This is a genomic window from Porphyrobacter sp. AAP60 (genome assembly GCF_001296025.1).
GTDB lineage: Bacteria > Pseudomonadota > Alphaproteobacteria > Sphingomonadales > Sphingomonadaceae > Erythrobacter.
The window spans coordinates 1-25,924 of the sequence record NZ_LJHV01000023.1 but is presented as its reverse complement, the minus strand read 5'-3'; the positions used below and the strand labels follow the sequence as shown (position 1 = coordinate 25,924).

General features: G+C 62.4%; 27 protein-coding genes and 1 tRNA gene. 10 read left to right on the top strand and 18 right to left on the bottom strand.

What is annotated here, in order from left to right:
• The first annotated feature begins 97 nt into the window (after positions 1 to 97).
• Positions 98 to 2,182: a putative bifunctional diguanylate cyclase/phosphodiesterase gene (locus IP79_RS13375; RefSeq protein WP_233994216.1), complete on the top strand. Its 2,085-nt coding sequence runs from the start codon at positions 98 to 100 to the stop codon at positions 2,180 to 2,182.
• Positions 2,183 to 2,439: 257 nt separating this feature from the next.
• Here IP79_RS13375 and IP79_RS13370 read toward each other — a convergent pair whose 3' ends face one another.
• Genes IP79_RS13370 through ftsE form a run of 4 tightly spaced genes read right to left on the bottom strand, consistent with a single transcriptional unit; the run spans position 2,440 to position 5,348 of the window.
• Positions 2,440 to 3,132, bottom strand: a complete 693-nt coding sequence (locus IP79_RS13370; RefSeq protein ID WP_054119801.1) for a lysophospholipid acyltransferase family protein — start codon at positions 3,130 to 3,132, stop codon at positions 2,440 to 2,442.
• Positions 3,129 to 3,662 (bottom strand): YdcF family protein, encoded by a 534-nt coding sequence (locus tag IP79_RS13365; RefSeq protein ID WP_054119800.1) that lies wholly within the window; start codon positions 3,660 to 3,662, stop codon positions 3,129 to 3,131. The genes IP79_RS13370 and IP79_RS13365 overlap by 4 nt, the downstream gene beginning before the upstream one ends.
• A 7-nt stretch (positions 3,663 to 3,669) precedes the next feature.
• Positions 3,670 to 4,614 (bottom strand): cell division protein FtsX, encoded by a 945-nt coding sequence (locus IP79_RS13360; RefSeq protein ID WP_156318342.1) that lies wholly within the window; start codon positions 4,612 to 4,614, stop codon positions 3,670 to 3,672.
• Positions 4,611 to 5,348 carry a cell division ATP-binding protein FtsE gene (gene ftsE, locus IP79_RS13355; protein WP_054119998.1) on the bottom strand — a complete coding sequence of 246 codons (738 nt, stop codon included), beginning with the start codon at positions 5,346 to 5,348 and terminating at the stop codon, positions 4,611 to 4,613. The genes IP79_RS13360 and ftsE overlap by 4 nt, the downstream gene beginning before the upstream one ends.
• 167 nt (positions 5,349 to 5,515) lie before the next feature.
• On the opposite strand from ftsE, the gene IP79_RS13350 reads away from it, so the two are divergent.
• Together IP79_RS13350 and IP79_RS13345 are read left to right on the top strand one after the other, a co-directional pair.
• Entirely contained in the window at positions 5,516 to 6,454 is a 939-nt protein-coding gene (locus tag IP79_RS13350; protein ID WP_082337243.1) for a zinc-ribbon domain-containing protein, read from the top strand.
• Between the two features lie 107 nt (positions 6,455 to 6,561).
• Positions 6,562 to 6,648, top strand: a tRNA-Leu gene (locus IP79_RS13345).
• 206 nt (positions 6,649 to 6,854) lie between these two features.
• On the opposite strand, the gene IP79_RS13340 is transcribed toward IP79_RS13345, so the two are convergent.
• The 4 genes from IP79_RS13340 to fmt all read right to left on the bottom strand — a co-directional run bounded on the left by IP79_RS13340 (position 6,855) and on the right by fmt (position 10,296).
• On the bottom strand, positions 6,855 to 7,979 hold the full coding sequence (locus IP79_RS13340) for a zinc-binding dehydrogenase (RefSeq protein WP_054119798.1): 1,125 nt from the start codon (positions 7,977 to 7,979) through the stop codon (positions 6,855 to 6,857).
• Positions 7,976 to 8,737: a tRNA pseudouridine(38-40) synthase TruA gene (truA, locus tag IP79_RS13335; protein ID WP_054119797.1), complete on the bottom strand. Its 762-nt coding sequence runs from the start codon at positions 8,735 to 8,737 to the stop codon at positions 7,976 to 7,978. Before truA ends, IP79_RS13340 begins: the two co-directional genes overlap by 4 nt.
• A gap of 36 nt (positions 8,738 to 8,773) precedes the next feature.
• Positions 8,774 to 9,265 (bottom strand): hypothetical protein, encoded by a 492-nt coding sequence (locus IP79_RS13330; protein WP_054119796.1) that lies wholly within the window; start codon positions 9,263 to 9,265, stop codon positions 8,774 to 8,776.
• Between the two features lie 125 nt (positions 9,266 to 9,390).
• Positions 9,391 to 10,296 carry a methionyl-tRNA formyltransferase gene (gene fmt, locus IP79_RS13325; protein WP_054119795.1) on the bottom strand — a complete coding sequence of 302 codons (906 nt, stop codon included), beginning with the start codon at positions 10,294 to 10,296 and terminating at the stop codon, positions 9,391 to 9,393.
• Between the two features lie 53 nt (positions 10,297 to 10,349).
• On the opposite strand from fmt, the gene recR reads away from it, so the two are divergent.
• Together recR and IP79_RS13315 are read left to right on the top strand one after the other, a co-directional pair.
• Complete coding sequence (gene recR / locus IP79_RS13320; protein WP_054119794.1) at positions 10,350 to 10,946, top strand: recombination mediator RecR; 597 nt, start codon at positions 10,350 to 10,352, stop codon at positions 10,944 to 10,946.
• 41 nt (positions 10,947 to 10,987) lie between these two features.
• Positions 10,988 to 11,560 (top strand): peptide deformylase, encoded by a 573-nt coding sequence (locus IP79_RS13315; protein WP_054119997.1) that lies wholly within the window; start codon positions 10,988 to 10,990, stop codon positions 11,558 to 11,560.
• A gap of 45 nt (positions 11,561 to 11,605) precedes the next feature.
• On the opposite strand, the gene IP79_RS13310 is transcribed toward IP79_RS13315, so the two are convergent.
• Positions 11,606 to 12,004, bottom strand: a complete 399-nt coding sequence (locus IP79_RS13310; RefSeq protein ID WP_054119996.1) for a four-helix bundle copper-binding protein — start codon at positions 12,002 to 12,004, stop codon at positions 11,606 to 11,608.
• 107 nt (positions 12,005 to 12,111) lie between these two features.
• On the opposite strand from IP79_RS13310, the gene rmuC reads away from it, so the two are divergent.
• The gene (gene rmuC / locus IP79_RS13305; protein WP_054119793.1) at positions 12,112 to 13,551 is read left to right on the top strand and encodes a DNA recombination protein RmuC; all 1,440 of its coding nucleotides are present in this window, start codon (positions 12,112 to 12,114) and stop codon (positions 13,549 to 13,551) included.
• Positions 13,552 to 13,560: 9 nt separating this feature from the next.
• Positions 13,561 to 14,088 carry a DUF3291 domain-containing protein gene (locus tag IP79_RS13300; RefSeq protein ID WP_233994215.1) on the top strand — a complete coding sequence of 176 codons (528 nt, stop codon included), beginning with the start codon at positions 13,561 to 13,563 and terminating at the stop codon, positions 14,086 to 14,088.
• Between the two features lie 4 nt (positions 14,089 to 14,092).
• Here IP79_RS13300 and IP79_RS13295 read toward each other — a convergent pair whose 3' ends face one another.
• The 7 genes from IP79_RS13295 to IP79_RS13265 all read right to left on the bottom strand — a co-directional run bounded on the left by IP79_RS13295 (position 14,093) and on the right by IP79_RS13265 (position 19,468).
• Positions 14,093 to 14,893: a TrmH family RNA methyltransferase gene (locus IP79_RS13295; protein WP_054119792.1), complete on the bottom strand. Its 801-nt coding sequence runs from the start codon at positions 14,891 to 14,893 to the stop codon at positions 14,093 to 14,095.
• 33 nt (positions 14,894 to 14,926) lie between these two features.
• Positions 14,927 to 15,205, bottom strand: a complete 279-nt coding sequence (locus IP79_RS13290; protein WP_054119791.1) for an HPr family phosphocarrier protein — start codon at positions 15,203 to 15,205, stop codon at positions 14,927 to 14,929.
• 11 nt (positions 15,206 to 15,216) lie between these two features.
• Positions 15,217 to 15,642 carry a PTS sugar transporter subunit IIA gene (locus IP79_RS13285; RefSeq protein WP_054119790.1) on the bottom strand — a complete coding sequence of 142 codons (426 nt, stop codon included), beginning with the start codon at positions 15,640 to 15,642 and terminating at the stop codon, positions 15,217 to 15,219.
• Between the two features lie 92 nt (positions 15,643 to 15,734).
• Positions 15,735 to 16,661 carry an RNase adapter RapZ gene (gene rapZ, locus IP79_RS13280; RefSeq protein WP_054119789.1) on the bottom strand — a complete coding sequence of 309 codons (927 nt, stop codon included), beginning with the start codon at positions 16,659 to 16,661 and terminating at the stop codon, positions 15,735 to 15,737.
• Entirely contained in the window at positions 16,658 to 17,140 is a 483-nt protein-coding gene (locus tag IP79_RS13275) for an HPr kinase/phosphorylase (protein ID WP_233994214.1), read from the bottom strand. The genes rapZ and IP79_RS13275 overlap by 4 nt, the downstream gene beginning before the upstream one ends.
• On the bottom strand, positions 17,137 to 18,690 hold the full coding sequence (locus IP79_RS13270) for a sensor histidine kinase (protein WP_054119788.1): 1,554 nt from the start codon (positions 18,688 to 18,690) through the stop codon (positions 17,137 to 17,139). Before IP79_RS13270 ends, IP79_RS13275 begins: the two co-directional genes overlap by 4 nt.
• Entirely contained in the window at positions 18,683 to 19,468 is a 786-nt protein-coding gene (locus IP79_RS13265; RefSeq protein WP_082337242.1) for a response regulator transcription factor, read from the bottom strand. Before IP79_RS13265 ends, IP79_RS13270 begins: the two co-directional genes overlap by 8 nt.
• Before the next feature lie 334 nt (positions 19,469 to 19,802).
• Between IP79_RS13265 and IP79_RS13260 the strand changes: the two genes are divergently transcribed.
• Both IP79_RS13260 and IP79_RS13255 read left to right on the top strand, forming a co-directional pair.
• Complete coding sequence (locus tag IP79_RS13260) at positions 19,803 to 21,419, top strand: phosphoenolpyruvate carboxykinase (RefSeq protein WP_054119787.1); 1,617 nt, start codon at positions 19,803 to 19,805, stop codon at positions 21,417 to 21,419.
• A gap of 122 nt (positions 21,420 to 21,541) precedes the next feature.
• Positions 21,542 to 21,871, top strand: a complete 330-nt coding sequence (locus IP79_RS13255) for a hypothetical protein (RefSeq protein WP_054119786.1) — start codon at positions 21,542 to 21,544, stop codon at positions 21,869 to 21,871.
• Between the two features lie 19 nt (positions 21,872 to 21,890).
• Here IP79_RS13255 and IP79_RS13250 read toward each other — a convergent pair whose 3' ends face one another.
• The gene (locus IP79_RS13250; RefSeq protein WP_054119785.1) at positions 21,891 to 23,447 is read right to left on the bottom strand and encodes a hypothetical protein; all 1,557 of its coding nucleotides are present in this window, start codon (positions 23,445 to 23,447) and stop codon (positions 21,891 to 21,893) included.
• A gap of 109 nt (positions 23,448 to 23,556) precedes the next feature.
• On the bottom strand, positions 23,557 to 25,194 hold the full coding sequence (locus tag IP79_RS13245; RefSeq protein WP_054119784.1) for an FAD-dependent oxidoreductase: 1,638 nt from the start codon (positions 25,192 to 25,194) through the stop codon (positions 23,557 to 23,559).
• A 290-nt stretch (positions 25,195 to 25,484) separates the two neighbouring features.
• Between IP79_RS13245 and IP79_RS13240 the strand changes: the two genes are divergently transcribed.
• The coding region (locus IP79_RS13240) for a glycine zipper family protein (RefSeq protein ID WP_197273826.1) at positions 25,485 to 25,924 on the top strand (440 nt) is incomplete at its 3' end.

The following is a 25,924-nucleotide window of genomic DNA, read 5'->3' as shown; positions in this document are numbered from 1 at the left end:
CCATCACGTCGGAACCAGTAGTTCGGCGTTAAGACCTTGTTCGATCACCTCAGCTAAACGGAGGCATTCAGGGTCGCGTTCTGGAGCTTCGTTGCCTGTGACAGAGCAGACAAAACGTCCGCGCGTGGCATCTGCTGCCAGACGACTGGTGAGCGCCCATTGGCTGAAGCCATCAAGCTGGGCCTATTCGACAGACCCGGACGTTCTGATCGGGCAATATGCCAACCTCAAGCGGCAGGTGCCGCTGCTGTATCTCCTGTTGATCATCATCGCGATTGCAAGCCTTTATCTGATGGCTGGCGCCGGACCTCTTCTGCTTATCGGAACGGTCGCGGGCCTTTTTGTGGCCGTTGGCACTGTCCGGATGGTGTGGTGGATCTGGTTCCTGCCCGAACCGGATCAGATCAGCGTGGCCGAAGCCCGCGCTTTGCTCCACCGCACCACCCTTGCAGTTCTCCCGATCTGCATATCCTATGTCGCATACTCCTTCCTGCTCGATGCTTACGGCGATCCGACCCAGCGTGCGGGCGTGGCGATTTGTCTGGTGATGACCGCGACCGGCTGCATCTTCTGCCTGATGCATCTGCCGCAGGCGGCGCTGCTGGTGAATCTCACAACGATGGTGCCCTATGCGATCTATCAGCTCGTCAGCGGCAATGAGGCGTTCCTGATGGTTGCGTTGATCGCCGGGATGGTAACCACATTGATGATCCGCGTTTCGCTCAACGCACATGAAGCCTTCACCGAGCTGATAACATCGCGGGCCGAGCTTGCGCAGCAACGCGGCAAGGCAGAGCGGCTCGCAGTCGAAAACGCCCGCCTTGCGATGACCGATGTGCTGACGGGTATGCCCAACCGGCGCCTGTTTCTGTCTTATCTGGAAGACCGCGTTCAACGATCCGCAGCGGCCGGGAATGGCTTTGTGGTCGGGGTGCTGGATCTGGATCGCTTCAAGCCGGTGAATGACATCCACGGCCATGCGACAGGGGATCATCTGCTGGTCGAGGTCGGCAAACGGCTGCAATCGATTGCCAGCGACACATTGCTGGTCGCCCGGCTCGGCGGTGACGAATTCGGGCTGCTGATCGATGGTGACAATGCCACCGCCGCAGCCATCGGGTCAGAGGTCATCACCCTGCTGCATCAACCTTTCCTGATTGACGGACATCGTTTGTCATTGGGGTGTTCCATCGGCTTTGCATCGTTCCCCTTCGCCGGGACAACAGCAATCTCGGTCTTCGACCGGGCCGATTATGCGCTTTACGATGTAAAGTCGGAAAGGCGCGGCGCCTATGCCTTCTTCACGCCCGCGCTTGAAACCCGCCTGCGCGCCGAGACCGAGCTTGAATCCGCGCTTCTGTCCGCCGACCTTGCCAGCGAGCTCGAGGTTGAACTGCAACCGATCATCTGTCTCGACACGGCGAAAGTGCGCGGCGTCGAAGCTCTGGCGCGCTGGAACAGCGCCTTGGTGGGCCAAGTCGATCCGACGCGCTTCATCAAAGTGGCCGAGCGGCTGAACATAATGGGCAATATCACCACGACTTTGTTCGCGAAGTTGCTTGCCAATGCGGCGGCGCTACCCGGCGACCTTGGCCTGTCGTTCAATCTTTCTACCTGCGACATCGTCAGCCCCGGCACAATCGATATGCTTATCGCGGCGATTGTGGAGCAGGGCATTGCCCCGGAACGCATGACCTTCGAGATCACGGAAACCGCGCTGATGCAGGATTACCAGACCGCGATTACGCATATCGAGCGCCTGCGCAGGATGGGGGTCGCGATTGCTCTTGACGATTTCGGTACCGGCTTTTCGAGCCTGAGCTATCTCAGCCGCCTTCCCATCGACAAGATCAAGATCGACCGCAGCTTCGTCTGTAATCTGGCAGAGCCGGGCGTAGGCAAGATCGTAACCGCGATTACGAGCATGTGCGAAACGCTAGGCGTGGAATGTATCGCGGAAGGGGTTGAATCAATGGAAGATTGCCTCACTCTCAAGCGCATGGGATGCACCCTGGCGCAGGGGTATGCATTGGGACGGCCGATGGACATCGTGAAGCTGCAAGCGTGGCTGGCGGACGAAAGCTGTCAGCCGGGTGACGGCTGCCTTCAGCCGGGGTTGATGGCACTTCCCGCCTTTGCCGCGCTGCAGAACCGATACCCCCGGCCCAGAAAGGCCAGCTGAGCGCACGCAGCTATTGCAGTTCTGCGATAGGCGCCGGCCAATGGGTCAGCCTTTGCCGCTTGGTGGCTAAATCCGCCATTCGCTTTACCACTCACAGCCCGCCATCCCGCAAGCGCCTCTGCTTGCCTGAAAGCAGCCGCGCCCCGACCGCCGCTTGCCCCGTCTTGACCCCGTCTTGACCGTCTCTTGCCCGCGTCTAGACCCTGCCGTCCCCATCCGGTGCCGCAATGTTTCACGTGAAACATTGCGGCCATCGCCTACGGGTTCAGCGCATTGATCGCCGCGTGGACCCGCGCTTCGACCTCGTCGCGGGGCAGGCCTGCGGGGATCGCCTCACCGATCTTGTAAGTGATCCGGCCCGGGCGCTTGACCACATGGTGATAGGTCGCGCCGCTATCCACAGCGATGGGCACCACCGGCAGCTTCAGCAGCTTGTAAAGCCCGGCGAACCCTGCCTGCAATCCCGGCTGCGTGCCGTGCGCGACCCGCGTGCCTTCGGGGAAGATCACCAGCGGGCGCCCCTCGGCCACACGCTGTTTGGCCACCGCCAGCATCGCCCGCAGCGTCTTGGCCCCTTCCTCCCGCGCCACCGGAATCAGGCCATAAACCAGCGCCGAATGACCCCAGCCCGGGATGCGGAACAGCTCCTGCTTGGCGAACACCGCCGGGTCGGTGAACAGGCGCGGGGTATCAATCGCCTCGAAGAAGGCCTCGTGTTTGACTGCAATCAGCACCGGGCCCTGGGGCAGGGTGCCATCAAGCACCACCTCGATGCCGAGCAGGTGGCGCACGCACCACAAGTGCCAGTCGCCCCACGTCGCCACCACCGGGCGAAGCCATGCCTTGCGGGCGATGACTGCGACAACCGAGGCCACCACCAGCAGCGCCGAAACGCCGTAGAACAATGTGTAAAAGACGAACGAGCGCAGCGCCGCGATCAACCAGTTCAAAGGTCTGCCAGCCCTGCCGCGCGGCTCGCGATCAACTTGTGATATTCCAGAAACAAGGTGCCAAGATCGGGCTGCGACGGCACAGCGTCGCGAACCACGCGCACGTGATCGGGCAGGGTGCGATCAAGCTCGCCTGCCGCGCGGCGCATGTGCCAGTCGGTCGTTACAAGCCTGAGCGATCGCACTTCGTTCTGCGCCACCCACTTGGCGGTTTCAGCCGCGTTGGAGCGGGTATCGACCGCCGCGTAACCGAGCGTCACGCAGCATTCCATCTGATCCTGCCCGACCCCGAATTCGGCTGCGAATTCGGCCGGGCGCACTTCGGGATCAACGCCGCTCACCAGCATTTTCTTGGCCGAGCGTTTTTCCAGCACCTCCAACCCGTGCGGGATACGTCCTGCCCCGCCGGTCGGGACGATCACAGCATCTGTGACTTCCGCGTCGGACGCGGGTTGCGGCAAAGCGGCGGCGAACCACAGGAAGCCGGCCGCCCAGGCCAGAAACATCAGTGAAAGAATGCGGCGGATCATCCAAGGCCTAAAGCATGTCTCGCAGGGCAAGCGCAATGGTGATCCGCGCGGTGAGCAGTGCCAGCAGCACACCGGCCAGCGGTACAGCGGCAATTACAAGCCAATCGGCAAGCGCAAGCCCGCCCCCGCTTGTCATCCCGCTATCCAGCGCCGCAAATTGCTGGCCCAGCAGCCACACCGCGCCCGCGCCCATGGCTGCGCCGACCAGTGCTCCGAAGGCTGCTTCGTGCAAGACCGTGCGCAGGAACACAGCCGCAATCTGCCGGTCGGTGGCGCCGAGCAGGTGGATGATCTCCACCGTGTCGCGCGCGCCGGCGAAGGCATTGCGCGCCGCCAGCCACACCGCCGCCGCCGTTGCCAGCGCCACCAGCCCGATCAGTCCTACCGCAAGCCATTGCAGCGCCGCGAGCGCGCCATAAACCGGGCGCAACCAGTCGGACTGCGCATCGACCCGCGCACCGGGAACCGTTTCGGCCAAAGCAGCTTCGATCTGCGCGATCTCTGCCGCGCCGGCACGCTGTTTCAGTTCGACATCGATCAGCGCCGGGATCGGCACATCCCCGCTCGCAGCGCCTGCCCCAAGCCAGGGTTCGAGCAACGCGACAAGCTCGGCCTCAGGCACCAGCCGCACCGCCTGCACGCTATCGAGACCGGTCAGGACCCGCACTGCCTGCTCGCCGCGGGCAAGGCGCAGATCGGGATTGGGCTCGATCACCTGCACTGTTACGGCCGACGAAAGTTGCGATCCGGCGCTGGTGGCAAGATTGCGCAGCGCCAGCCCGCCCGCAGCGGCAATCACCACCAGCGCCATCAAGATGGCAATCACCCAGGGGATCGGCCCGGAAAACCGCGTCGCGGGCAAGAGCCGTGCAGTAGACTTGCCATGCGCAGGGCCGGCATAGCCACCGGCGACGTCGCCGTCGGGCGCTTCGGGCAGGGGGGGCGCGTTCATGTCCCGCTTCCCGATGTTGCCGAAGGCCGCGGCGGATAGCGCAGCGCACCGGTGGGGTCCGACAATTGCCCCTTGTTGAGGCGCATGATCAGCGAATCCGGCACCTTCTTGAGCAGGTGGACATCGTGGGTTGCCACCACCACGGTTGTGCCGACGCGGTGGTTCAGGGCTTCGAACAGGCGCAGCAGTTTCAGCGCCATTTCGGGGTCGACATTGCCGGTCGGCTCGTCGGCAATCAGGATGCGCGGGCGGGCAATCACCGCGCGGGCAATCGCCACCCGTTGCTGCTCACCACCCGACATCGTTGCCGGGACAGCATGGGAGCGGTGCGAAAGGCCGACCCAGTCGAGCATGTCGGACACCGCCTTGATCACCCGCTTTTCATCCGCTCCCGCCAACCGCAGCGGCAGGGCGACATTATCAAAGGCGGTAAGGTGCGGCACGAGCCGGAAGTTCTGGAACACCACCCCAAGTTGCCGCCGCAGATCGGGCAGGCGATCACGCGGCATGGTGATAAGGTCCTGCCCAAACATCCTGATGCCCCCGCGCGAAGGGCGCTGGGCAAGGTAGAGCAATTTCAGCAGGCTGGTCTTCCCTGCACCGCTGGCGCCGGTCAGAAAATAGAAGCTTCCGGGGTAAAGCGTGAAGCTGAGATTGCTCAAAACCTCGGGGTCGGTGCCGTATCGCAGCCCGACATTGTCGAATTTCACGATCTCGGCGGGACGGTCACTCATCGCGCGCATCTATCAGCGGGGCAGGCCCGGGGGAAGTCGAACATCGCAATAACACCCCCCGATGCGGCCTAAAAGGAAGTTGCAATGTGGAAAACAGGCGGCAAATGCCCTGCAAAGCATCGCGTGCTCTTGTGCAACATTGTGCGCTGACTATTGCAATGTTCGACATGATCATTGCTTGCCCAGCCTGCAACACGCGTTACGCGGTACCAGAAGCTGCCATCGGTAGCGAAGGGCGAACCGTGCGTTGCGCGAAATGCAAGCACAGCTGGTTCCAGGACCCTCCCGCGCTGGATCTGGTGCAGCCGCTTGAGGATGCACCGGCGCCCCCGCCAGAAACGGCTGCTCCGTCACCTGAAGCCCCTGCTCCGCCGCCCGAGCCTGAAGCTCAGCCGGAACAGGAACCTGCCAGCCCGTCGATCAGTCACTGGCGCACGCCGCAGGGTGTCGGCGTTGCCCCGGCTGCCGAAGAAGATTCCTCCGTCGGCGTGCGCGCCATGCGCCGCGGGCTCAGGGAGCCTTCGGAGCAAGACCGGGTGGTGCCGCAGATGGACACCCCCGCCGTTCTCGACGAGGACAGGCCGGCTCCAGCCTTTCCAGCCGATCCACCGTTGGCCGATGATTACGGTGATGACGAGGAAACCTCGCGGTTCGATTACCGGCCACCTTTCACCCGGCGTCGCAATACGCTCCGGATGTGGACCTTTGCTGCCGCCATCTTTGCTGCGCTGGCAACCGGCACCATAGCTGCGGTCAATTATTACGGGTTGCCCGATTGGCTTCCGATCAGCCGTCCGACTTTCGGAATCGGCCAGCCCGGACTTGAACTCGATTTTCCCAAGGCCGATCAACGCAAGGAAACCCTCGCCAGCGGCGAGACCATCTTCCGGGTGCGCGGCACAATCACCAATACGGCGCGGGAAACACTGGCCGCGCCCAATCTGCTCGTCGTTTTCAGCGATCAACGCGAACGCAAAGTAGGCGATTGGGTGGTGGTTCCCGCCAAGCGTCAACTCGCCCCGGGCGAGACTGTGACGGTAACCGAAGCCATCGCCAACATACCGCGCGGCGCTGCCGTCGCCGATCTGGGCTGGGCTCCCAGATAAGCCCCGAACACTGTGACCTGTCAAAGAGCTTGCGCAGGCTAAAACCCCTTGCTAGGGGCCCGCTCCTACCGAGGGGCCACCATCTGGATGCTCCTGCAAACCCGAGTGCGGTCGTGGCGGAATTGGTAGACGCGCAACGTTGAGGTCGTTGTGGGCGAAAGCCCGTGGAAGTTCGAGTCTTCTCGACCGCACCATTTCCGGACAAAGCTGGACGCCAGGTCTTTCCCTCTTACGAGGGTCCCGACCCCGTAGGCTGGCACGCCGGCCTCGCTCTTGATCCTTGCCTATGCGCGCTCACGAGAAGTCCTCGCCAGAGGCTGCACGTGTACGGGCTGGGGCGCGATCTTTGGCAGATGTCGCGCCCCAGCATCCGATCCCTCCTCAAACAGGAGGGAAGTTGTCACCCCCAGGGGGTGACCAGATATTTTTCGCCGGTCTTCATCTGGCGGTAATCGCAGATCGCGACTTTCTCCAGCATCCCTTCCAGCGTCACCTTGGCCTTGTAATGGCTGGCGAAGGTGGTGGTGAGGTTGGCCTGCACGCGGCTGCGCATCCGGCCCACGGTTTCCATCCCTGCGCGTTGGAGGAACGGGGTCAGCAGCCAGCCTGCGATGCTCCATTGCAGGCCATAGGACGGCGTCAGGATCGTCGGGCTGAGATCGAGCCTGCCGTAGATGTACATTTTCTTCTGCTGGTTTGATCCATAGCGCGAGAATTCGCCCATCTGGCTCGATGCGACCTGTTCCATCGCTTTCAGCACGCCGTCGCTGGCCTGTCCGCCGCCGATCGGATCGAAGCCGAGGTAAGCGCCGGTTTCCGCAATCGCGGCGCGCAGATCGGCCATGTATGTGGGGGCCGAGGAGTTCACCACATAGGTTGCGCCCTGCGACTTCAGCAGTTCGACATGCTCTTCCTTGCGCACGATGTTGACCAGCTTCATCCCGTCTTCCACGCAGATGCGGTTCAGCATCTGGCCGAGGTTCGATGCGGCAGCCAAGTGGATGATCGCCGAATGGCCTTCCATCTTCGCAGTTTCGACAAAGCCCAGCGCCGTCATCGGGTTGACGAAGCTTGATGCGCCCGTTTCCGAAGAATGTTCGCCCAGCGGGATGCACATCATTGCATCGGCGATGGCATACTGGCTGAAGGCATGGCCCGGAACGCAGGCGACGCGCGCGCCCATCAGGGCCTTGGCCATGTCGCCGTCACCTGTGGCGATAACCGTGCCCGCACCTTCGTTGCCGGCAGGCAGGCGCTGGCCGTGGCGGCCCTTGTTCCCGGTCAGGAACGGCTCGGGCATGGCGGCGACAACTTTGCCTGAAGTGTATTCGGCAGTTTCAAAATCAGCCGCGCTGGTGAGGATTGCCAGATCCGACGGATTGATCGGTGCGGCTTCCATCTTGACGAGCACCTGATTGCCGGTGGGCGCGGGGAACTCGCTTTCCGCAACTTCCAGCGTCAGTTTGCCGTCGGCGGTGAGGGTGGTGAAAAGCTGTTTTCCAGTGGTAGTCCCATTGGTCGTCATTGTGATTCCTCTCTCGAATCCGGGTAAATCGCCTCCACGAAGTAGAGGCCGTACGGGGGTGCGTTAAGCCCTAGAGCAGCACGGTCACGCGCGGCAAGGGCGGCGGCAAGGCGGGCTTTGTCCCATGTCCCTGTGCCGACCAGCTTGAGACAGCCGACCATGCTGCGCACCTGGTGATGCAGGAAGGAACGGGCGGCGGCGTGGATATGCACCTCATCGCCGACACGTTCGACGTCCAGCAAATCCAGCGATTTTACGGGATCGGCGGCCTGACAATGAACTGATCGGAAGGTGGTAAAATCATGGTGCCCCACCAGCACCTGTGCAGCCCGGTGCATCGCATCGGCATCAAGGGCGGGTGACACCTGCCATGCCCGGTCGCGCAGAAGGGCCAGCGGGGCGCGGCGATTGACGATGCGATAAAGATAGCGCCGCCCGGTGCAGGAAAAGCGCGCATGCCAATCGTCCGGCACGATTTCGCAGGCGGTGACAGCGATGGGATCGGGCCGAAGCTGAGCGTTGATTGCGCCCATCAGCCGGAACGGGGTGATGTCTTTTTCAAGATCAATATGGCACCGCATCGCCAGCGCGTGGACGCCTGCATCGGTGCGCCCGGCGGAGTTCAGCGTAACCGTCTCGCCAGCGATCCGGAACAGCGCCTCTTCAACCGCCTGCTGCACGCTTGGACCGTGGCGCTGGCGTTGCAGGCCCTGGAACGGCGTGCCGTCAAATTCCAGAGTGAGGGCAAAGCGGTTCATCGACAAAGAGCGGCAGCGTGCAACATGCCGCTGCCCTTAGTCGATGATGATACCTTCGGGAAGCGGTGAGGCTGTGCAGGTCGCTTGCGAGATTTCGACCCCGCGTGCGGCGGTCGTCACCGCGCGTTCCATCGTCATGCTGTCCAGATCGACCAGCAACTGGTTGATCACGCCATTACCGTTCTTGCTGTAGGAACCGATCTTGTCGCCCTGCCATCCCATCGCACAATCCGGCTGGCCGGGATCGCACAAATCGCGGGCATAGTTCCGGAACGAAGAATAGCTTTTCAGCGCGCCGCCATAGATGATGAAGAAATGGCGGGTCGTGGTGCCATTGGGCTTGGCATTCACGCATTCGATATACTGGTCTTCGGGCGGATTGCTGCGCGTGGCAGACAGGCTGGCTGTGGTGACTGAAACAGCACCGTCCTTGTTGTTCCGGGCGCTATCTTCGGCCAGTCCTTCAGGTGCTTGTCCGCAGGATGCAAGAGCAAGCACGCACAGGCCGACCAGAGAGGTTGATCGCATTGCGGGATTCCTTGTGTCAGCAACAGAGCGCGTGCTTCCCAGCCGTCACCGGCGCGAAAGCTTTCCCCCTTCGGATGACCGTTTGATCCCACCGGCCGCTGGCAGGGTCAATGGGCCAGACGCCGCTATTGGATGACAATGCCTGTTAGAACCGGATTGCCGCGCAGAAAATCGCTCCGGTCCATCGCTGGCTTACCTGCGCGTTGCAGGCGAACGGGCCGCATCGCGCCCGCACCGCAGGCGATCGTCAGGTCGTTATCGATCACTTCCCCGGGCGCACCGGAGCCGTCAGCAAGCTCTGCAAGCAACAACTTCACCCGTTCGCCTTCCAGCACGAACCATGCGCCGGGGAAGGGGGCAAGGCCGCGCACCTGCTGCTCGATCACCTCGGCGGGTTTGGCCCAGTCGATCTTCGCCTCTGCCTTGTCGATCTTGGGTGCATAGATCGCTGCTGTATCATCCTGTGCCTCGGGCGGAAAGGCCCCCAGATCAGCCAGCACCTCCAGCATCGCGGCAGCGCCGACTGCGCCAAGCTCCCCGAACAGTTCGCCCGTGGTCTTGCGCCCGACCGGCACGACAATCTTGTGAAGCATCGGTCCGGTATCGAGCCCCGCTTCCATCTGCATGATCGTCACGCCCGTCACCTCGTCCCCCGCCATAACCGCGCGGTGGATCGGCGCAGCCCCGCGCCAGCGTGGCAGCAGTGAGGCGTGAATGTTGAGGCAGCCGTGGCGCGGTGCATCCAGCACCGCTTGCGGCAGAATCAGGCCGTAAGCCGCAACCACAGCCACATCGGCATTCAGGGCAGCAAATTCCGCCTTCGCTTCTTCACCTTTCAGCGACACCGGACACCGCACCGGCACGCCCAGCGATTCTGCCGCCACCTGCACCGGCGTTGCGCGCAGCTGCTTCCCCCGGCCAGCGGCACGCGGCGGCTGGGTATAGACACAGGCGATCTCGTGCCCCGCTTCCTGCAACGCGCGCAGGGCCGGCACTGCGAATTCGGGCGTCCCCATGAAGATGATGCGCATAAGCCTTGCCCGCAGCCTTTGTTAAGCGAAGCGCAGCCCCTATCTCTACACCCATGGCATCGCAAGAGATCGAGGCTCTGAGTTCCGCGCTCGCCCGGCTGCCGGGCCTGGGCCCGCGTTCGGCGCGGCGGGCGGTGCTGTGGCTGGTCAAGCACCGCGAACAGGCGCTGCCCGCGCTGCTGGAGGCGCTGGCGGCAGTGTCCGAAACGCTGGTGGAATGCCGGACCTGCGGCAATGTCGACACACGTGACCCCTGCGGTATCTGCACCGATGCGCGCCGCGATGCGCGGCTCCTTTGTGTGGTGGAGGAAGTGGCGGACGTCTGGGCGCTTGACCGCGCGCGTTTGTTTCCCGGTCGCTACCACGTTCTGGGCGGGCGGCTTTCCGCGCTCGACGGCATCGCGCCCGAAGACCTCAACCTTGCCAGCCTGCTCGCCCGCGTCGACGGCGGCGGGGTGGACGAGGTGGTGCTGGCGATGAATGCCACGCTCGAAGGGCAGACCACCGCGCATTACATTGCCGAGCGGCTCGAAGCCTTCCCCGTGCGGGTCACGCAGCTGGCGCACGGCCTGCCGGTGGGCGGCGAGCTTGATTACCTCGACGAAGGCACGCTGGCGCAGGCCTTACGCGCAAGAAGGCCGGTCGGTTAAGCTGCGTTGAAATCTCTGCAATGCTCGCCTATCTGCGCAGCATGGCTATCCGCGAAATCCTTGAAGTGCCGGACCCCCGGTTGAAAACCATCTCGATCCCGGTTGAACCGGAGGAGTTCAATGCCGATCTGCGCACCCTCGTCGAAGACATGTTCGAGACGATGTATGATGCCCCCGGCATTGGTCTTGCCGCGATCCAGGTCGGCGTGCCCAAGCGGGTGCTGGTGATCGATCTGCAACCGGACGATCCCGATGCAGAGCCGGTCGAATGCGCGCATGACGGGCATTCGCACACGCACCCAGCAACGAAGAAAGAACCGCGGGTATTCATCAACCCCGTTATTCTCGATCCGGCCAAGGATTTGTCGATCTATCAGGAAGGCTGCCTTTCGGTCCCCGAAATCTACGCCGATGTCGAACGCCCGGCGACGTGCCGCGTGCGGTATCAGGATCTCGACGGTGCGACCCATGAAGAGGCGCTCGAAGGCCTGATGGCAACCTGTTTGCAGCACGAGATGGATCACCTCGAAGGCATCCTGTTCATCGATCACCTCTCGCGCTTGAAAAAGGCGATGGCGCTGAAGAAGCTGAAGAAAATCCGTCAGGCGGCGTAATTGGGCGACCACCTGCCAGCTTGGCAGGTGGTTGCAGCGTAATCGTCAGGCAGCCTGCGCCATATTGTTGAGCGCCTTCAGGCAATCATCTGCACATTCCCGGCACATCTGTGCGCAGCGGCGGCAATGATCGTTGTCATGCTTCGCGCATTCGCCAGCGCACTGCTCGCAAGCAGTAATGCACGCCCGAAGCTGTGCTTGAATTACAGCAACATTGCCTGCCGTCCGGCGGGTCGCAACGCGATAGGTTGCAGTGCAGATGTCCGAGCAATCCGTACAGAGGCGGATGCAGGCGCTCATATCGCCGTCTTCGGCTGAACATGCGTCGGCGCAGCTGTTGCAAATGGCTGCGCAATACATGGCATGGCGCACGGCTTCCGCCAGCGTTTCATTGAAGTCAGCCCCGACATTGGGATGCTCCTGTATCATCTTCTTGATGGACATGGCTGTTTCTCCTTCACCCAGACTGAACATGAGCGACCGGGCAATGTTCCGAATCTGGGGAAAAAGGAGGGGTTGGCTGCAATTAATGTTCGGCCTATGTTCCGACGATGACTGAAACATTTTTTGCTGTGACGCTGTTGGTTGCGGGTCTTCTGGCGGGCGTCTGGACGGGCTGGTTTGTGGCCTCGCGCCCGCTTGCGGACCTGCGTAAGCGGCTGTCGGCGGCCGAAGCGGCAGGCGTGGAGCAGGCCAGCGAATTCAAACGCGCCATTGCAGAATTGGGCGCAGCACGGATCGAGGTTGCGACATTGGGCGAACGGGCGGCGCGGGCCGACGGGCTTGCCCAGCAACTCGAAACGGCGCGCGGCGAAAACGCGCAGTTCCGGGCTGAACGCGCCGGTTTTGCCGAACAGAAACGCCTGCTCGAAGAATCGCGCGACAAATTGCTGAAAGAGTTTGAAAACACCGGCGCGGCTGTGCTGGGCAAGGCGCAGGAGGCATTCCTCAAGAGGGCAGAAGAACGCCTTGGCCATTCGGAAAAAGCCAGCGAGGAAAAGCTGAAAGCGTTGCTCGCCCCTGTTGGTGACCGGCTGGCGAGTTACGAAAAGCAGGTGGCCGAACTGGAGGCCAAGCGCACCGATGCCTTCGGGCAGCTGACCGGTGTGATAGAGGAAATGCGCAAGGGTCAAGAGGACGTCCGACGCGAGGCGCAGCGGCTTGGCAATTCGCTGACTAACGCCCCCAAAGCGCGGGGGCGCTGGGGGGAGCGCGCTTTGCAGAACCTTCTCGAACAGTGCGGCCTTGCGCAACATACAGATTTCATCATGGAGCATTCGATTGAAACCGACGAAGGGCGCCTGCGCCCCGACGCGATTATTAACGTGCCGGGCCAGAAAAAGCTGGTTGTAGATTCAAAGGTTTCGCTCAATGCATACCAAGAAGCGTTCGAGGCGGACAATGACGCAGAGCGCAAACGTCACCTTGATCTGCACGCCAAATCAATGCGGAATCATGTCCAAACACTGAGCGCCAAAAGCTATCAAAGCCAGTTTGACGAAGCGCCTGACTACGTCATCATGTTCATCCCTGGCGAACATTTCGTCACCGCAGCGCTTGAGTCCGATCCGAAGCTTTGGGACTTCGCCTTTGAGCGCCGCGTGCTGCTCGCGACGCCGACCAATCTCGTCGCAATTGCAAGGACCGTGGCGCAAGTATGGCGGCAGGATGGACTCGCCAAGGAGGCACAAGAAATCGGGCGGATGGGTGCGGAATTGTATGGCAGGCTCGAAACCGCCGCTCAGCACCTCAAGCGCGTTGGCGGCGGGCTGGAAAGCGCGGTCAACAATTACAACAAGTTCGTCGGCAGCTTTGAACGCAACGTGCTGTCGTCCGGACGGCGGTTGGCGGAAAAGGGCGTCGAAATCGGCAAACGCGCGATCGAGGATGTGCCGCTGGTGGAAAGCGCGCCGCGCTACAATGCTGCCGATGCGGACGCGGTTGAGGCGGAGTATCCCGCGATTGCGGCAAGCAACGACGCGGCCGAATAGGGGTAGTGAATGATGAGAGATTCTGAAGCAGCGGCGGACACCTGGCATCTTGCCCAGATCAATATCGGGCGGCTTACTGCGCCCGAAGGCGATCCGCAGGTTCAGCCATTCTTCGACGCGCTCGAACGGATCAATGCGCTCGCCGACAGATCTCCGGGCTTCGTTTGGCGGCTGCAAAGCGAAGCTGGCAATGCCACCGATATAGCGATCGCGCCTGATCCGCTGCTCATCGTCAACATGTCAGTTTGGCGCAATGCTGACGCGCTGTTCGAATTTGTCTATCGCAGCGCGCATACGCCAGAAATGGCGCGCCGCCGCGAGTATTTTCAACGTTTCGACGGCGCTTATCAGGCGCTCTGGTGGATTGAGGCCGGGAACGAGCCGACCATCAGCGAAGGGTTGTCCCGGCTGTGGATGCTGGATCGCTACGGCCCATCGCCGCATGCTTTCACCTTCAAAGCCCGGTTTGCGCAACCGGACCGCGCTGAATCGCCGGTTGATATGAACCCGGACCCCTGGTGTATGGGCCGCGCTTGAGTCGCTAGTTGCTTTCAACCCCCGCCAGCACTTCATAAGCCAGCACCGCGCCCGCCACGGCCGCGTTCAGCGAATCTGCCCGTCCCAGCATAGGCATCGTCACCCGCAGGTCACACGCCGCTTCATATTCCTCGGGCAGGCCCTGCGATTCGTTGCCGACCAGAATGAAGCACGGCGCAGCGAATGCCGCTCCGCGATAGGGCACCGCATCGCGCAAGCTGGCCGCGACCAGCTGGCCAGCACCGCCGCGCAGCCAAGGGAGAAACTCCTCCCACCGCGCCTGTGCCAGACCCACAGTGAACACCGCGCCCATGCTCGCGCGGACGGCTTCGGCGCTGAAAGGATCGGCGCAGTCATCGATCAGGATGAGCCCGCCCGCGCCAACCGCATCGCAGGTGCGCAGCATTGTGCCCAAGTTGCCCGGATCGCGCAGGGCCTGCGCCACCAGCCAGATCGGCGCAGCACTGCGGTCCAGTGCCTCCAGCGATGTACCCCACTCATCAAACACGCCGGCCACGCTCTGCGCGTTGTCCTTGCCTGTGATTTTGGAGAGGATATCGGGCGTGGTCGCAATCACTTCGCCGCCCGCCGCCACAACCTCGGCTTCCAAGCGCGCCAGCAAGGCGTGTTCGCGCCCTTCTGCCATCACCAGCGTTTGCGGCAAGCGCCCGCTGGCGCGTGCATCCTCAAGCAGTCGCAGCCCTTCGACCAGAAACTGGCCGCTTTGCTTGCGATGCTTCTTGTCGCGCAGGGACCGCAGATATTTGACGGTCGGATTGGAAAAGCCGGTGATGTGCTTGCGCATGGGGCGTATTGCTGAAGGCCGATCAGCCCCGCGTCAATCCTCGCCGAACCCGCTGGCGACCAGCGCGACCAGTTCAGCCAGAACGGCATCGGCATTATCGCCTTCGACCGCAACCTCCACCGTATCGCCTTTTGCCGCGCCCAGCATCATCAGGCCGAGGATCGATCCGCCAGCCGCGCTGTGCGGCGGTTTGGATACAGTGACCTTCATCCCTTCGGGCAAGCCAGCCACCATGCCGACAAACTTCGCGCTGGCCCGTGCGTGCAGCCCGCGCTGGTTGACGATCAGAACGGTTTGCCGTGCTTCCCCCATGCGCCGCGCCTTCAGGCCTTGGCCCGGACGGGGGCGGTTTCCTGCCCGAGCAATTCGCTGGCGATGGTGATATAATTGCGTCCGGCAGTCTGTGCGGCAAGCACTGCCGCGGTCACATCCATCACCTTGCGCGCACCGGCGAGGCGAATCAGCATCGGCAGGTTGATCCCGGCGATCACTTCGATCCGTCCGGCATTAAGCAGCGAGATCGCAAGGTTGGACGGCGTGCCGCCGAACAGGTCGGTAAGGATAATGACACCACCGCCGCTGTCGACCGCCTGGATCGCATCGGCGATATCGGCGCGGCGCTGTTCCATATCGTCATTGGGGCCGATGCACACAGTGACGATCCCGTCCTGCGGGCCGACAACATGTTCCATCGCTTCTACAAATTGGTCAGCGAGGCGACCGTGAGTAACCAGGATCAAGCCGATCATGCGTGAAAAAAGGTCCGTTGCTAGGCCGCCGGGGTGCGAGCCTTACGCTTTTGCATTCATCTGGACAATGCCAGACCGCTGCGGGCGTGCGACTAACGACGATCGCGTTCGATCTCGTCGGCTGCGCGGGAGCCCAGATTGCGGTGTCTGACAGTGGGCGAAAATCCGGCAGCGCGCAAGCTTTCTGCCATCCGTTCGGCGGTGTAAACTGACCGGTGTCTTCCGCCGGTACAACCGAAGGCAACATGGACATAGGGCTTGCCCTGCACCTGATAGCGCGGGAGCAGCACCAGCAGCAGATCGCGGATGCGCGCAAACACATCGGCAAAGGCGGGGTCGCGTTCGATATGCTCGCCCACTGGCGCATCCTGCCCGGTCAATTCTTTCAGTCCCGGCACCCAGTGCGGATTATCGAGAAACCGCATGTCGAACACCAGATCGGCAAGCGGCGGCATCCCGCGCGCAAAGCCGAAGCTGGAAAGCGTCAGCGTCATGGCGGCTTCGCCTTCGCCCGCGCCGAACAGCTTGCGCACCTGCCCTTGCAGATCATTGCTGGTCATGGCCGAGGTGTCGATCATCACTTCGGCCCAGCGGCGCAGCGGTTCGAGCAATTCGCGTTCCGCCGCGATGCCTTCCATCACCGGGCGGCCATCGGCCATCGGGTGGCGGCGGCGCGTTTCGTTGTAACGCCGTTCCAGTTCGCTGCCGGAGCAATCGAGGAACAGGAAGGTCAGCGCCACATCGTCCCGCTCGCTGAGGTCTTTGACCAGCGCGATAACATCAGCCGGGACAAAGCCGCGGGTGCGCGAATCGAACCCTATCGCGAGCGGGCCGCGCGGTTCTTCGGGCATGGCGACCAGTCGTTTGAGCAGGCGCACCGGGAAGTTGTCGATCGTCTCCCAGCCCAGATCCTCCAGCACCGCGAGCGCGGTGGACTTGCCCGCGCCGGAAAGGCCGGTGACAAGCAGCAATTCCTGCTTGGCCGGGGTATCAGGGGGAGGGGAAGGCGCGTCGGTCATGGCGCTACATCTTGCGCGGTTGAAGCCGAAAGGGAAGCGCCTTCGGTCGCGATGCCGTGCAGCGCCAGCGCCGCGCGTGCACGGGGGGCGGGCGCGATGGCACCGGGATCGAAGGCCAGCACCGGCACGGCCACGCCCACAATGTCACGGCATTGCAGGGCGCCGGGCAAACGCTCCGCCGCTGTGCCTCCGAGAGTGAGAAGCAGTGCTACCGGAGCGGGCAGGGCAACCGGCAGCCGGATCAGGCCCACTCCGCGCACTTCCAGCAGCCCGGCAATATTGGGCGGCGCACTGGCGATCAGACGATCGTCAACGCGGGCGAGGGTGACAGCATCATCCCCGATCAACTGCGCGCCGCCATCGATCAGGGCGAGGGCGAGGCTGGATTTGCCACTGCCGGGCGGCCCTTCGATCAGCAAAGCGCAACCACCCATCGCAACCGCTGTCGCCTGCATCACGATTGCGCCGGCGTCTGTCATGATGCCGCCGGAAGCCGCAGACGCAGGCACGCGCCGGGGCCGCCATCGGGACGGGCATCGGCGACCAGCGATCCGTCATGCGCCTCGGCAATGGCGCGGCCAATCGCGAGGCCGAGGCCGGAGTGGTTGCCGAAGCTCTCGCCATCGGGCCGGTCGGAATGAAACCGCCGGAACACGTCTTCGCGCCGTTCGGCCGCAATACCCGGCCCTTCGTCGCAGACTTCGGTGATCACCTGCCGATCGCTTTGCCGGATGGCCACGCTGACCACCCCTTCGGGCGGGGAGAACGAGACGGCATTGTCGATCAGGTTTTCGGCCACCCGTTCCAGCTGGGTCGGCACCCCCATGACAATGTGTCCGCCGATACTGGCGGAAATCTCGATCCTTCGCCCGCCATTCATTGCCCGGTCTTCGCGGCTGCGGATCAGGTTTGCGAACAGATCGGCCAGATCCACCCGTTCCAGTGTCGCCCGGCTGATTTCCGCATCGACGCGGCTGGCAGCGGCGATTTCGGTTACGAGCCTGTCAATCCGGCGCACATCGTGTGCGGCGATCCCGATCAGTTCCTCGCGCAAGGCCGGGTCTTCCACCCGTTGCAGAGTATCCACCGCGCTGCGCAGCGATGCCAGCGGGTTCTTGATTTCATGCGCCACGTCAGCGGCAAAGCTATCGACCGCGTCGATCCGCTGACGCAGGGCGGTGGTCATGTCCGAAACCGTGCGCGCGAGCAGGCCGATCTCGTCGCTACGCTGCGGCAGACGCGGCACTTCGACCTCGCGTTCGCGCCCTTGCCGCACCCGCACCGCAGCCCGTGCCAGCAATCTGAGCGGGGTTACGATGGTGCGCGCCAGAAACAGCGAAAGCAGCGCCGATGCGCCGAGGATCAGCAGCATCGCCGAACCCAGCGTGGACCGAGCATCGCGCACGCTTTCGGTAATGTCGACCGCGTTGCGCACGGTCAGCAAGGTTGCCCCTTGCAGGCCGACAGGTGCGGCGGCGGTGATCACCGGCGTGCCATCGCGCCAATCGTAAAGCCGCACTTGCGACAGGCCGAGCTCGCGCGCGCGGGCCAGTTCGGGCCAGGCATCGGCTTCCTGCGCTTCGGGTTCGACATAATCCTGCACTGCCTGCGCGCTGACGATGGTATCGACTGTGCGATCCAGCCAGCGGGCAAAGCGCTGTTCCCAATCATCATCGCTGATGTCGTTGAACCGGAACGAAGGATCGGCCAGTGCAAAACTATCCGCTGTCAGCCGTCCTTCGGTATCGAACAGGCGCAACCGCATGCGCTGTTCCTTGCCGATCTGCACCAGCAGCGCTTCCTGCCGTTCGCGTGTTGCGCCGGCCAGCGCCTCGGCAGTGATCTGGGCTTCGATCCGGGCCAGCTTGAACCGTTCGTTGATCAGCTGGGTGCGATAGCCATCCAGGTAAAACAGCCCGCCGCCCATCACCAGCAGGGGCAGGATATTCACCGCCAGAATACGGCCGGTCAGCGCAAACCGCCCTGTGGCAGTCAGCTGTTCGCCCCCTGCGCGCGACCGGTTAGGCATCGGTGAAGCTGTAACCCGCGCCGTAGAGCGTATCGATTGCATCGAAGGCAGGATCGACCAGCTTGAACTTGCGCCGCATCCGCTTGATGTGGCTATCAACGGTGCGATCATCCACGAACACGTCGTCCGGATAGGCCGCGTCCATCAACTGGTTGCGGCTTTTGATCACGCCGGGGCGGATGGCGAGCGCTTCCAAGATCAGGAATTCGGTGACTGTCAGGCTCACAGCCTTGCCATCCCACATCACCTGATGGCGCGCAGGATCCATGAACAGACGGCCGCGGCTGAGATTGGGCTGCGCCGGTTCGCGCGCGGCGGTGGGATCGGCGCCCGCAGCCAACGGTTCTGCCCGGCGTAGGATCGCGCGAATGCGGGCGACCAGCAGGCGCAAGGAAAACGGCTTGGCGATGTAATCATCCGCGCCCAGCTGCAGCCCGGCCTCCTCGTCGCTTTCATCGTCCTTGCTGGTGAGAAAGATCACCGGCAGGGCAGAATGGGCGCGCAGCCGCCGCAGCAGTTCCATCCCGTCCATCTTCGGCATCTTGATATCGAACACGGCCAAGTCGGGCGGATTGTCGAGCAGCGCCTTCAACGCGGTTTCGCCATCGGAATAGAGCCGCGTGGCAAAGCCTTCGGATTGCAGCGCAATCGAAACGGTGGTGAGGATATTGCGATCATCATCAACCAGCGCGATCTGCAGCTTACGGGCTTCTTCGGGCCGGGGATCTTCGGCAGGGACGCGTGGATCGTCCAGATGGCTGCTGGTGCTGTCGGACATGGTGTCCCATGGGTAGCGCCAACGCACGCGGGAAACAATCGCCTGCGCAGGTTCTGCGGGAAAGCTGGCATTGGCCGCGCCGCACAATTGCTATGCCGCACCCGGTTTGACGCAGACAGAGTCGCAAACTAAGGCGCGCGGCAGGGATCAGGTGGTGATCGCAGCACCATTCGCCCAAGGTTGCATACGTATGCGCAAATGCTACGGGGATGTTACCGCGGGAAGGATGGATTCGCTGGAAACGGCCGGTCTGTTCCCGTTTGTTTGAACCTGTCTGTTTGACCCCTTCGTTTGACCCTGCCCCGCACATGATGCTGCCCCGCCCAGGAGACGTATGTTGACCTCGCTCGCTACCCCGCTGGCCGCCCAGAACCTTGCCACCCGTGCCCGCCTTCACGCCAATCTCGGCACCGCCGCACTGGTGGAACAGGCGCTCGCCAAGGGCGAAGGCAAGCTGACGAAGGATGGGGCGCTGCTGGTGGAAACCGGCAAGTTTACCGGCCGCAGCGTGAAGGACAAGTTCATCGTCCGCGATGCCGCGACCGAAGACACGATCAACTGGGGCCCGATCAACCAGCCGATGAGCCCAGAGCATTTCGCCAATCTCAAGGCCGATTTCCTCACTGCGCTCGAAGGGCAGGAAGAACTTTACGTCGCTGATCTGTTCGGCGGTTCGCAGCCCGAATATCGCGTCAATGTGCGCGTGATCACGCAGATGGCGTGGCACAGCCTGTTTGTGCGCACGCTGCTGGTGCGCCCCACGGCGGACGAACTGGCCAGCTTCGCGCCCGAATATACCATCATCAATCTGCCCAGCTTCAAGGCTGATCCGGAACGCCACGGCTGCCGCAGCGATACGGTGATCGCGGTCAGCTTTACCGAAAAGCTGATCCTGATCGGCAACACCGAATATTCGGGCGAAATGAAGAAGGGCGTGTTCGGCCTGCTGAACTATCTGCTGCCTGCGCAGGGCGTCATGCCGATGCATTGCTCCGCCAATATCGGCGCCGACGGCAGATCCGCGATCTTCTTCGGCCTGTCGGGCACCGGCAAGACCACGCTTTCCGCCGATGCCAGCCGCACGCTGATCGGCGATGACGAACATGGCTGGTCGGATACCGCGGTGTTCAACTTCGAAGGCGGTTGCTACGCCAAGATGATCAACCTCTCGGCCGAGGGTGAGCCGGAAATCTACGCCACTACGCAAATGTTCGGCACGATCCTCGAAAACGTGGCGATGGACGAGAGCACCCGCGAGCTGGACTTCACCGATTCGTCGAAGACCGAAAACACCCGCGGCGCCTACCCGATCGAATTCATCCCCAACACGTCCGAGAAGAACCTCGGCCCGGCACCGTCGAACGTGATCATGCTGACCGCCGATGCTTTCGGCGTGCTGCCCCCGATCGCGCGTCTGACGGCGGATCAGGCCATGTATTACTTCCTCAGCGGCTACACCGCCAAGGTCGCCGGAACCGAAATTGGCGTGACCGAGCCTGAAGCCACCTTCAGCACCTGCTTCGGTGCAGCCTTCATGCCGCGCCATCCCAGCGTCTATGGCAACCTGCTGAAGGAACGCATCGGCAAGGGGAGCGCCGAATGCTGGCTGGTCAACACCGGCTGGACCGGCGGCAAGTATGGCACCGGCAACCGGATGCCGATCAAGGCGACCCGTGCGCTGTTGAACGCGGTGCTTGATGGCAAGATGGACGAGGTCGAGTTCCGCAAGGATCCCAACTTCGGCTTTGATGTGCCGGTATTCGTGCCCGCGCTGGCCGAAGCAGGCCTTGATCAGACCATCCTCGATCCGCGCAGCACCTGGGCCGACGGGGCGGAATATGACGCGACCGCCACCAAACTGGTGCAATTGTTCATCGAAAATTTCGCGCAGTTCGAAGCCCATGTTGACGAAGGCGTGCGCCAGGCAGCCCCGGCTCCCGTCGCCGCCTGATCCCGTCCCGGTTTGGAGAGGAGAGCCCCGCCCGGCGCAAGACCGGAGCGGGGCTTTTTCTTTGGATCGTCGCGAAATTGCGGCACAAGCGTGTGCGAATCGACAAAGGGGAAGACGGGAAAATGAGCATTCTTGACGGGATTCTGAAGAACATCGGCGGCGCACCCGATGATGTGGTGAACCTTGCGGCCAAGTTGGGGATTGATCCCAAGATGGCCGAAATGGCGATTGCCGCACTGGGCAAGACCCACACCATGGACGGCGATACGGTGACGCTGGCGGCGGAAAAGACCGGAATGAGCCCGGATATCCTCAGCCAGATCGTCACCGCGATTGGCGGCGAGGGATCGCTCAGCAATTTTGCCTCGATCCTCGATCAGGACAAGGACGGCAACCCGCTGAACGACATCATGGGCATGGCCAAGGGCCTGTTCGGCGGCAGCAAAAGCTGAACGGAAGCGGGCGGGGGTGTTATTCCTTCGCCGCATCTGACGACGGGGAGATATCCTCGTCGTCAGGTCGTGCCCCAAGGTCGATGACGGCCTCGAGCGGCGTCTTGTCGAGCAAGTCGAGCATTTGCCTCGCCCGCTCCGCCGCTCCCCCGCCATGCGGATTGGCGGCGACCGGGAGCAGGAAATCGCGCGCAATCGCGAACTTGCCCTCCTTGATCAGCATCATCCCGGCATTAAGCTGCAAGCCCTGATCGAACGGAGCCAGCCTTGATGCACGTTCCAGCGCCGCCCGCGCGTTTTCGGGCGGTGCGGCACCGCGTTCTGCATAGCTGCGATAGTAATAGATCAACGGCAGCGGGTGATCGTTCTCGATGGCATTGAGCGCTCCAAAGGGTTTCATTGCCGCTTCATAGGCGGCTGCCTTTTCGTCTGCCTCGCCGGCCTGCCGGAACAGCGCATAGCCTTTCTGGACATAGGCGTTTGTGCGCGCAGGATCGCGGGCGATGGCGCCGTCTGCCGCGGCGATGGCTTCGGGGTCATTGCCTGCATCATACTCCGCCTCGGCCAGCGCGGCGAGCACGCCGGGGTCTTCCGGATGCTGGGTTGCAATGGCGCGCGCCTCGACCAGCAATTCTGCGGCCTGTTCTTCGTTCACGCCGCGCTGCGAACGGATCACGACTGGCATGATCGCGGCTTCACCGGGGGGAAGTTTGCGCAAGGTGATCGGGCTGCCCGTGCTGAGTTTGTCTGGCGGTAGCACGAAAGTCAGCATCCGCTTGCTGCGCAGATAGGTGGCGAGCTCGCGCTCCAGCGTATCGAGATCGCCGAACGCGCTCTCACCTGCGGCAAGGGCAGGCATGCCGTTGTACAGGTTGACGAGATATTGTCCGAGTTGCCCGCCGCGGTCATCCGAAAATGTCAGGTAATGATAGAGCAGCCAGCTTTTGCCGTAGAACGCGTCGTATTTCTTGCCCTTCTGCTTTTCGTATAGTTCCGGGTCGAGCAGTTCGCGCACATGGACGGGATCGGCGAATGCCAGCTCGCCTCCGCGGTGCTGCGCCGGTCGGCCGATCAGCAAACTGCCGTCAGTATTGAAGCCAGCCGCAGCGAAGAACTCCGCCGATCCCTCGCTCAGCCAGCGCGGCTGAGCAAAGCTGGTGGATGAGATCAAAAAGTGGTGGGCGTATTCGTGCAGCAGCACGATGGTGGAGAAATGCGGATAACCCTTGGTGTTGCGGATATCCTGCACGAAAGCGCGGCTGCCGCCTGCACGCGGGATGTAGAAGCCGCCGATGGTGCGGCTGCCGCTCAACGCACGCATATCGCGCTGGTCGCCGACCACGAAGATCGTCACGCGGTTCGACGGGCTGGGCTTTTCGACCTTGGCCCGCAGCACGAACGCCATGGCACTGTGATAGCGTTCGAGGTTTTCGGCAAAGGTCCGGATATCGGCCTCTTTGTCGTCGGCGTAGATCACGAAGTGATCGCTCGACGCTTCGTGCCACTCGGCCCAAACGGGTTGCGCTGCGAGCAGGGCGATGCCTGCTGCGATAAGTCGGAAAATGCCGGTAATCATGGTGAAGCCCCCTTCCGCCCGGGTCTGCGATGCCCATGCGGATGGCGGCAGTCTATTCAATTTGCCGCATAGCACCAGAGGCTTGCGACGAATTGTGCGGGCGGAAAAATCACTCCCCGGATATCCGCGTGTCTTCCAGATATTGCCAGATGCGGCTTACCACGACAGACCCTTCGCCGACCGCGCTCGCCACCCGCTTGACGGAACCCGAGCGCACATCGCCCACCGCGAAAATGCCGGGCGCGGTGGTGGCGTAGCCATCGTCTTGCCCTGCCGCTGCGCCGGTCAGCACGAAGCCTTTTTCGTCAGTCGCCGCGAGGCCCGAAAGCCAGCCGGTGTTGGGCGCTGCGCCGATCATGATGAACAATGCGCGGGAATCGATGCGCTGATCGCTGTCGCCGGTCTTGCCCCCGCTCTTTAACGTGATCGCCTCCAGCCAATTCTCGCCATGCAGCGCGGTGACTTCGCTGTGATAATGAATGGTGACGCGCGGATCGGCCTCCAGCCGCTGTGACAGGTAACTCGACATCGACGCCGCAAGGCTGCTGCCGCGCACCACCAGATGCACATGGGCTGCTGCACGGCTGAGGAACATGGCCGCCTGCCCGGCCGAATTGCCACCGCCGATCACCACCACTTCGGTTCTGGCGCAGAAGCGGGCCTCCATTTCCGTGGCCGAATAGAACACCCCTGCGCCTTCCAGCGCCTCCAGCCGGTCAAGCGGCAGGCGGCGGTATTGCACGCCTGTTGCCACCAGCAGGGCGCGGGCGCAGATTTCGTCGCCATCGTCGAGGGTCGCGCAATAAGCCCCGTCCTCGCGCCGCGAAACACCCTCGACCCGGCGCGGCATCACGAAGCGCGTGCCGAACTTCATCGCCTGCACCTGCCCGCGAAATGTCAGATCGGTGCCGCTGATGCCGGTGGGAAAGCCCATGTAATTCTCGATCCGGCTGGATGTGCCGGCCTGTCCGCCGACGGCCGTATCTTCGATCACCAGCGCCTCGATCCCCTCGCTTCCGGCATAGACCGCCGCCGCCACGCCCGCAGGCCCGCCGCCGACGATCAGCAGATCATAGGTGCGCTGCGAACAGATGCCGAGATCGAGCCCCAGATACTGGGCAACCTTGCGCGGCGTGGGGTCAACCAGCCGCGTTTTCGCGCCGACGATCACGCCGGGTTGATGGCCGGTCAGGTCGCACAGGGTCGCGGTTTCGCGGTCGCCTGCGTCCATGTCGTAGCTTTGAAACGGGATGCGGTTGCGCGACAGAAAGCGCTCCACCGCCTGCACCTGGGGATTGCGATCCGCACCGATCACCTTGATCGTGTCATTATGCGATTCGAACTGTTTGCGCCGCCGTGCCGCGAACACGGTGATGAGGTGATCGGACAATTCCGGCACCCGGCTCATCAGATCCAGCATCGCCCCGCGCGGCGCTTCGATCACGCGGGTATCGATCGCTGCGCGCATCCGCATGATGTTGGTGCCGCCGTTGAGGAAGCCGATTTCGCCCATGAATTGCGTCGGGCCGAGGCTGGAGGGCAGCAACCGCTCCCCGGTGTGGGGATCGACCACTTCGATGTCCCCTTCGAGAACATAAACGAACCGGTCCATCGGCTCGCCAATGTCCATCACGATGTCGCCCGCCTTGTAAAGCCGCTCGCCGCCGATGGCGCAAATGGCATCGACATGATCAGGTGCGAGCGGCACCCGGCGCATGGTTTCAAGGTCTTGTCCGAGTGTTTCCATGCGCGCCTCCGGCCGTCATCCGCGCGAGGAGGATGCCCGCCGGAGGTTGCAAGATGGGGTCAGGGCCGTGGGTTTGCAATTTTTCAGCAAAGCGGCGCGGGGACTGCAGTAGAGAAACCGAGCGCGAATGGGATAGATCCAGAGATAGATTTAATTCGTCAAATAGATACGATTTTGACGTGTTTTTGCAATTATTGAACGGATTAGATGATAATTTATTCAAGTGGCAAAGATTCGAATTGGTTCGTATTCGTCACGCCGTTTTGCAATTAGTATTGGGGGAATGAAAAATGAATGGCAGAAAGCTATCCAGAAGTGTCATCGAGGGCGTTGTTACCGAATTTTCAAAAAAGAAGCCGAAAAACTTTGCTTTGGACGGTTTGAAAATCCTTCAGGAACATAAAATTATTACATCGAGTGACGGTGAAATAATCATAAAGCTGATGGAATCCAAAAATGAATCCGAAAACAGAAAAATTCTTGAACACCTCATGAAATCGACGACGTCGAAATTTATTACGTCAGATTTCATTCCGGCCATGCGCTTGATTGTTGGCAGTCGCCTGAAGCCAGACGAGTCGCAGCCAGAAGTGCAGTCATCGATGGATTCTGGAACAGCAGCAGGCATAATTCTTGGCGGTGCAGGCGTAGGTGCAAGCGTTGGGGCTGCATTCGGGGGGCCTACGGGCGCAATTATTGGTGCGGCGGTGGGCACGCTGGTCGGCGGCGC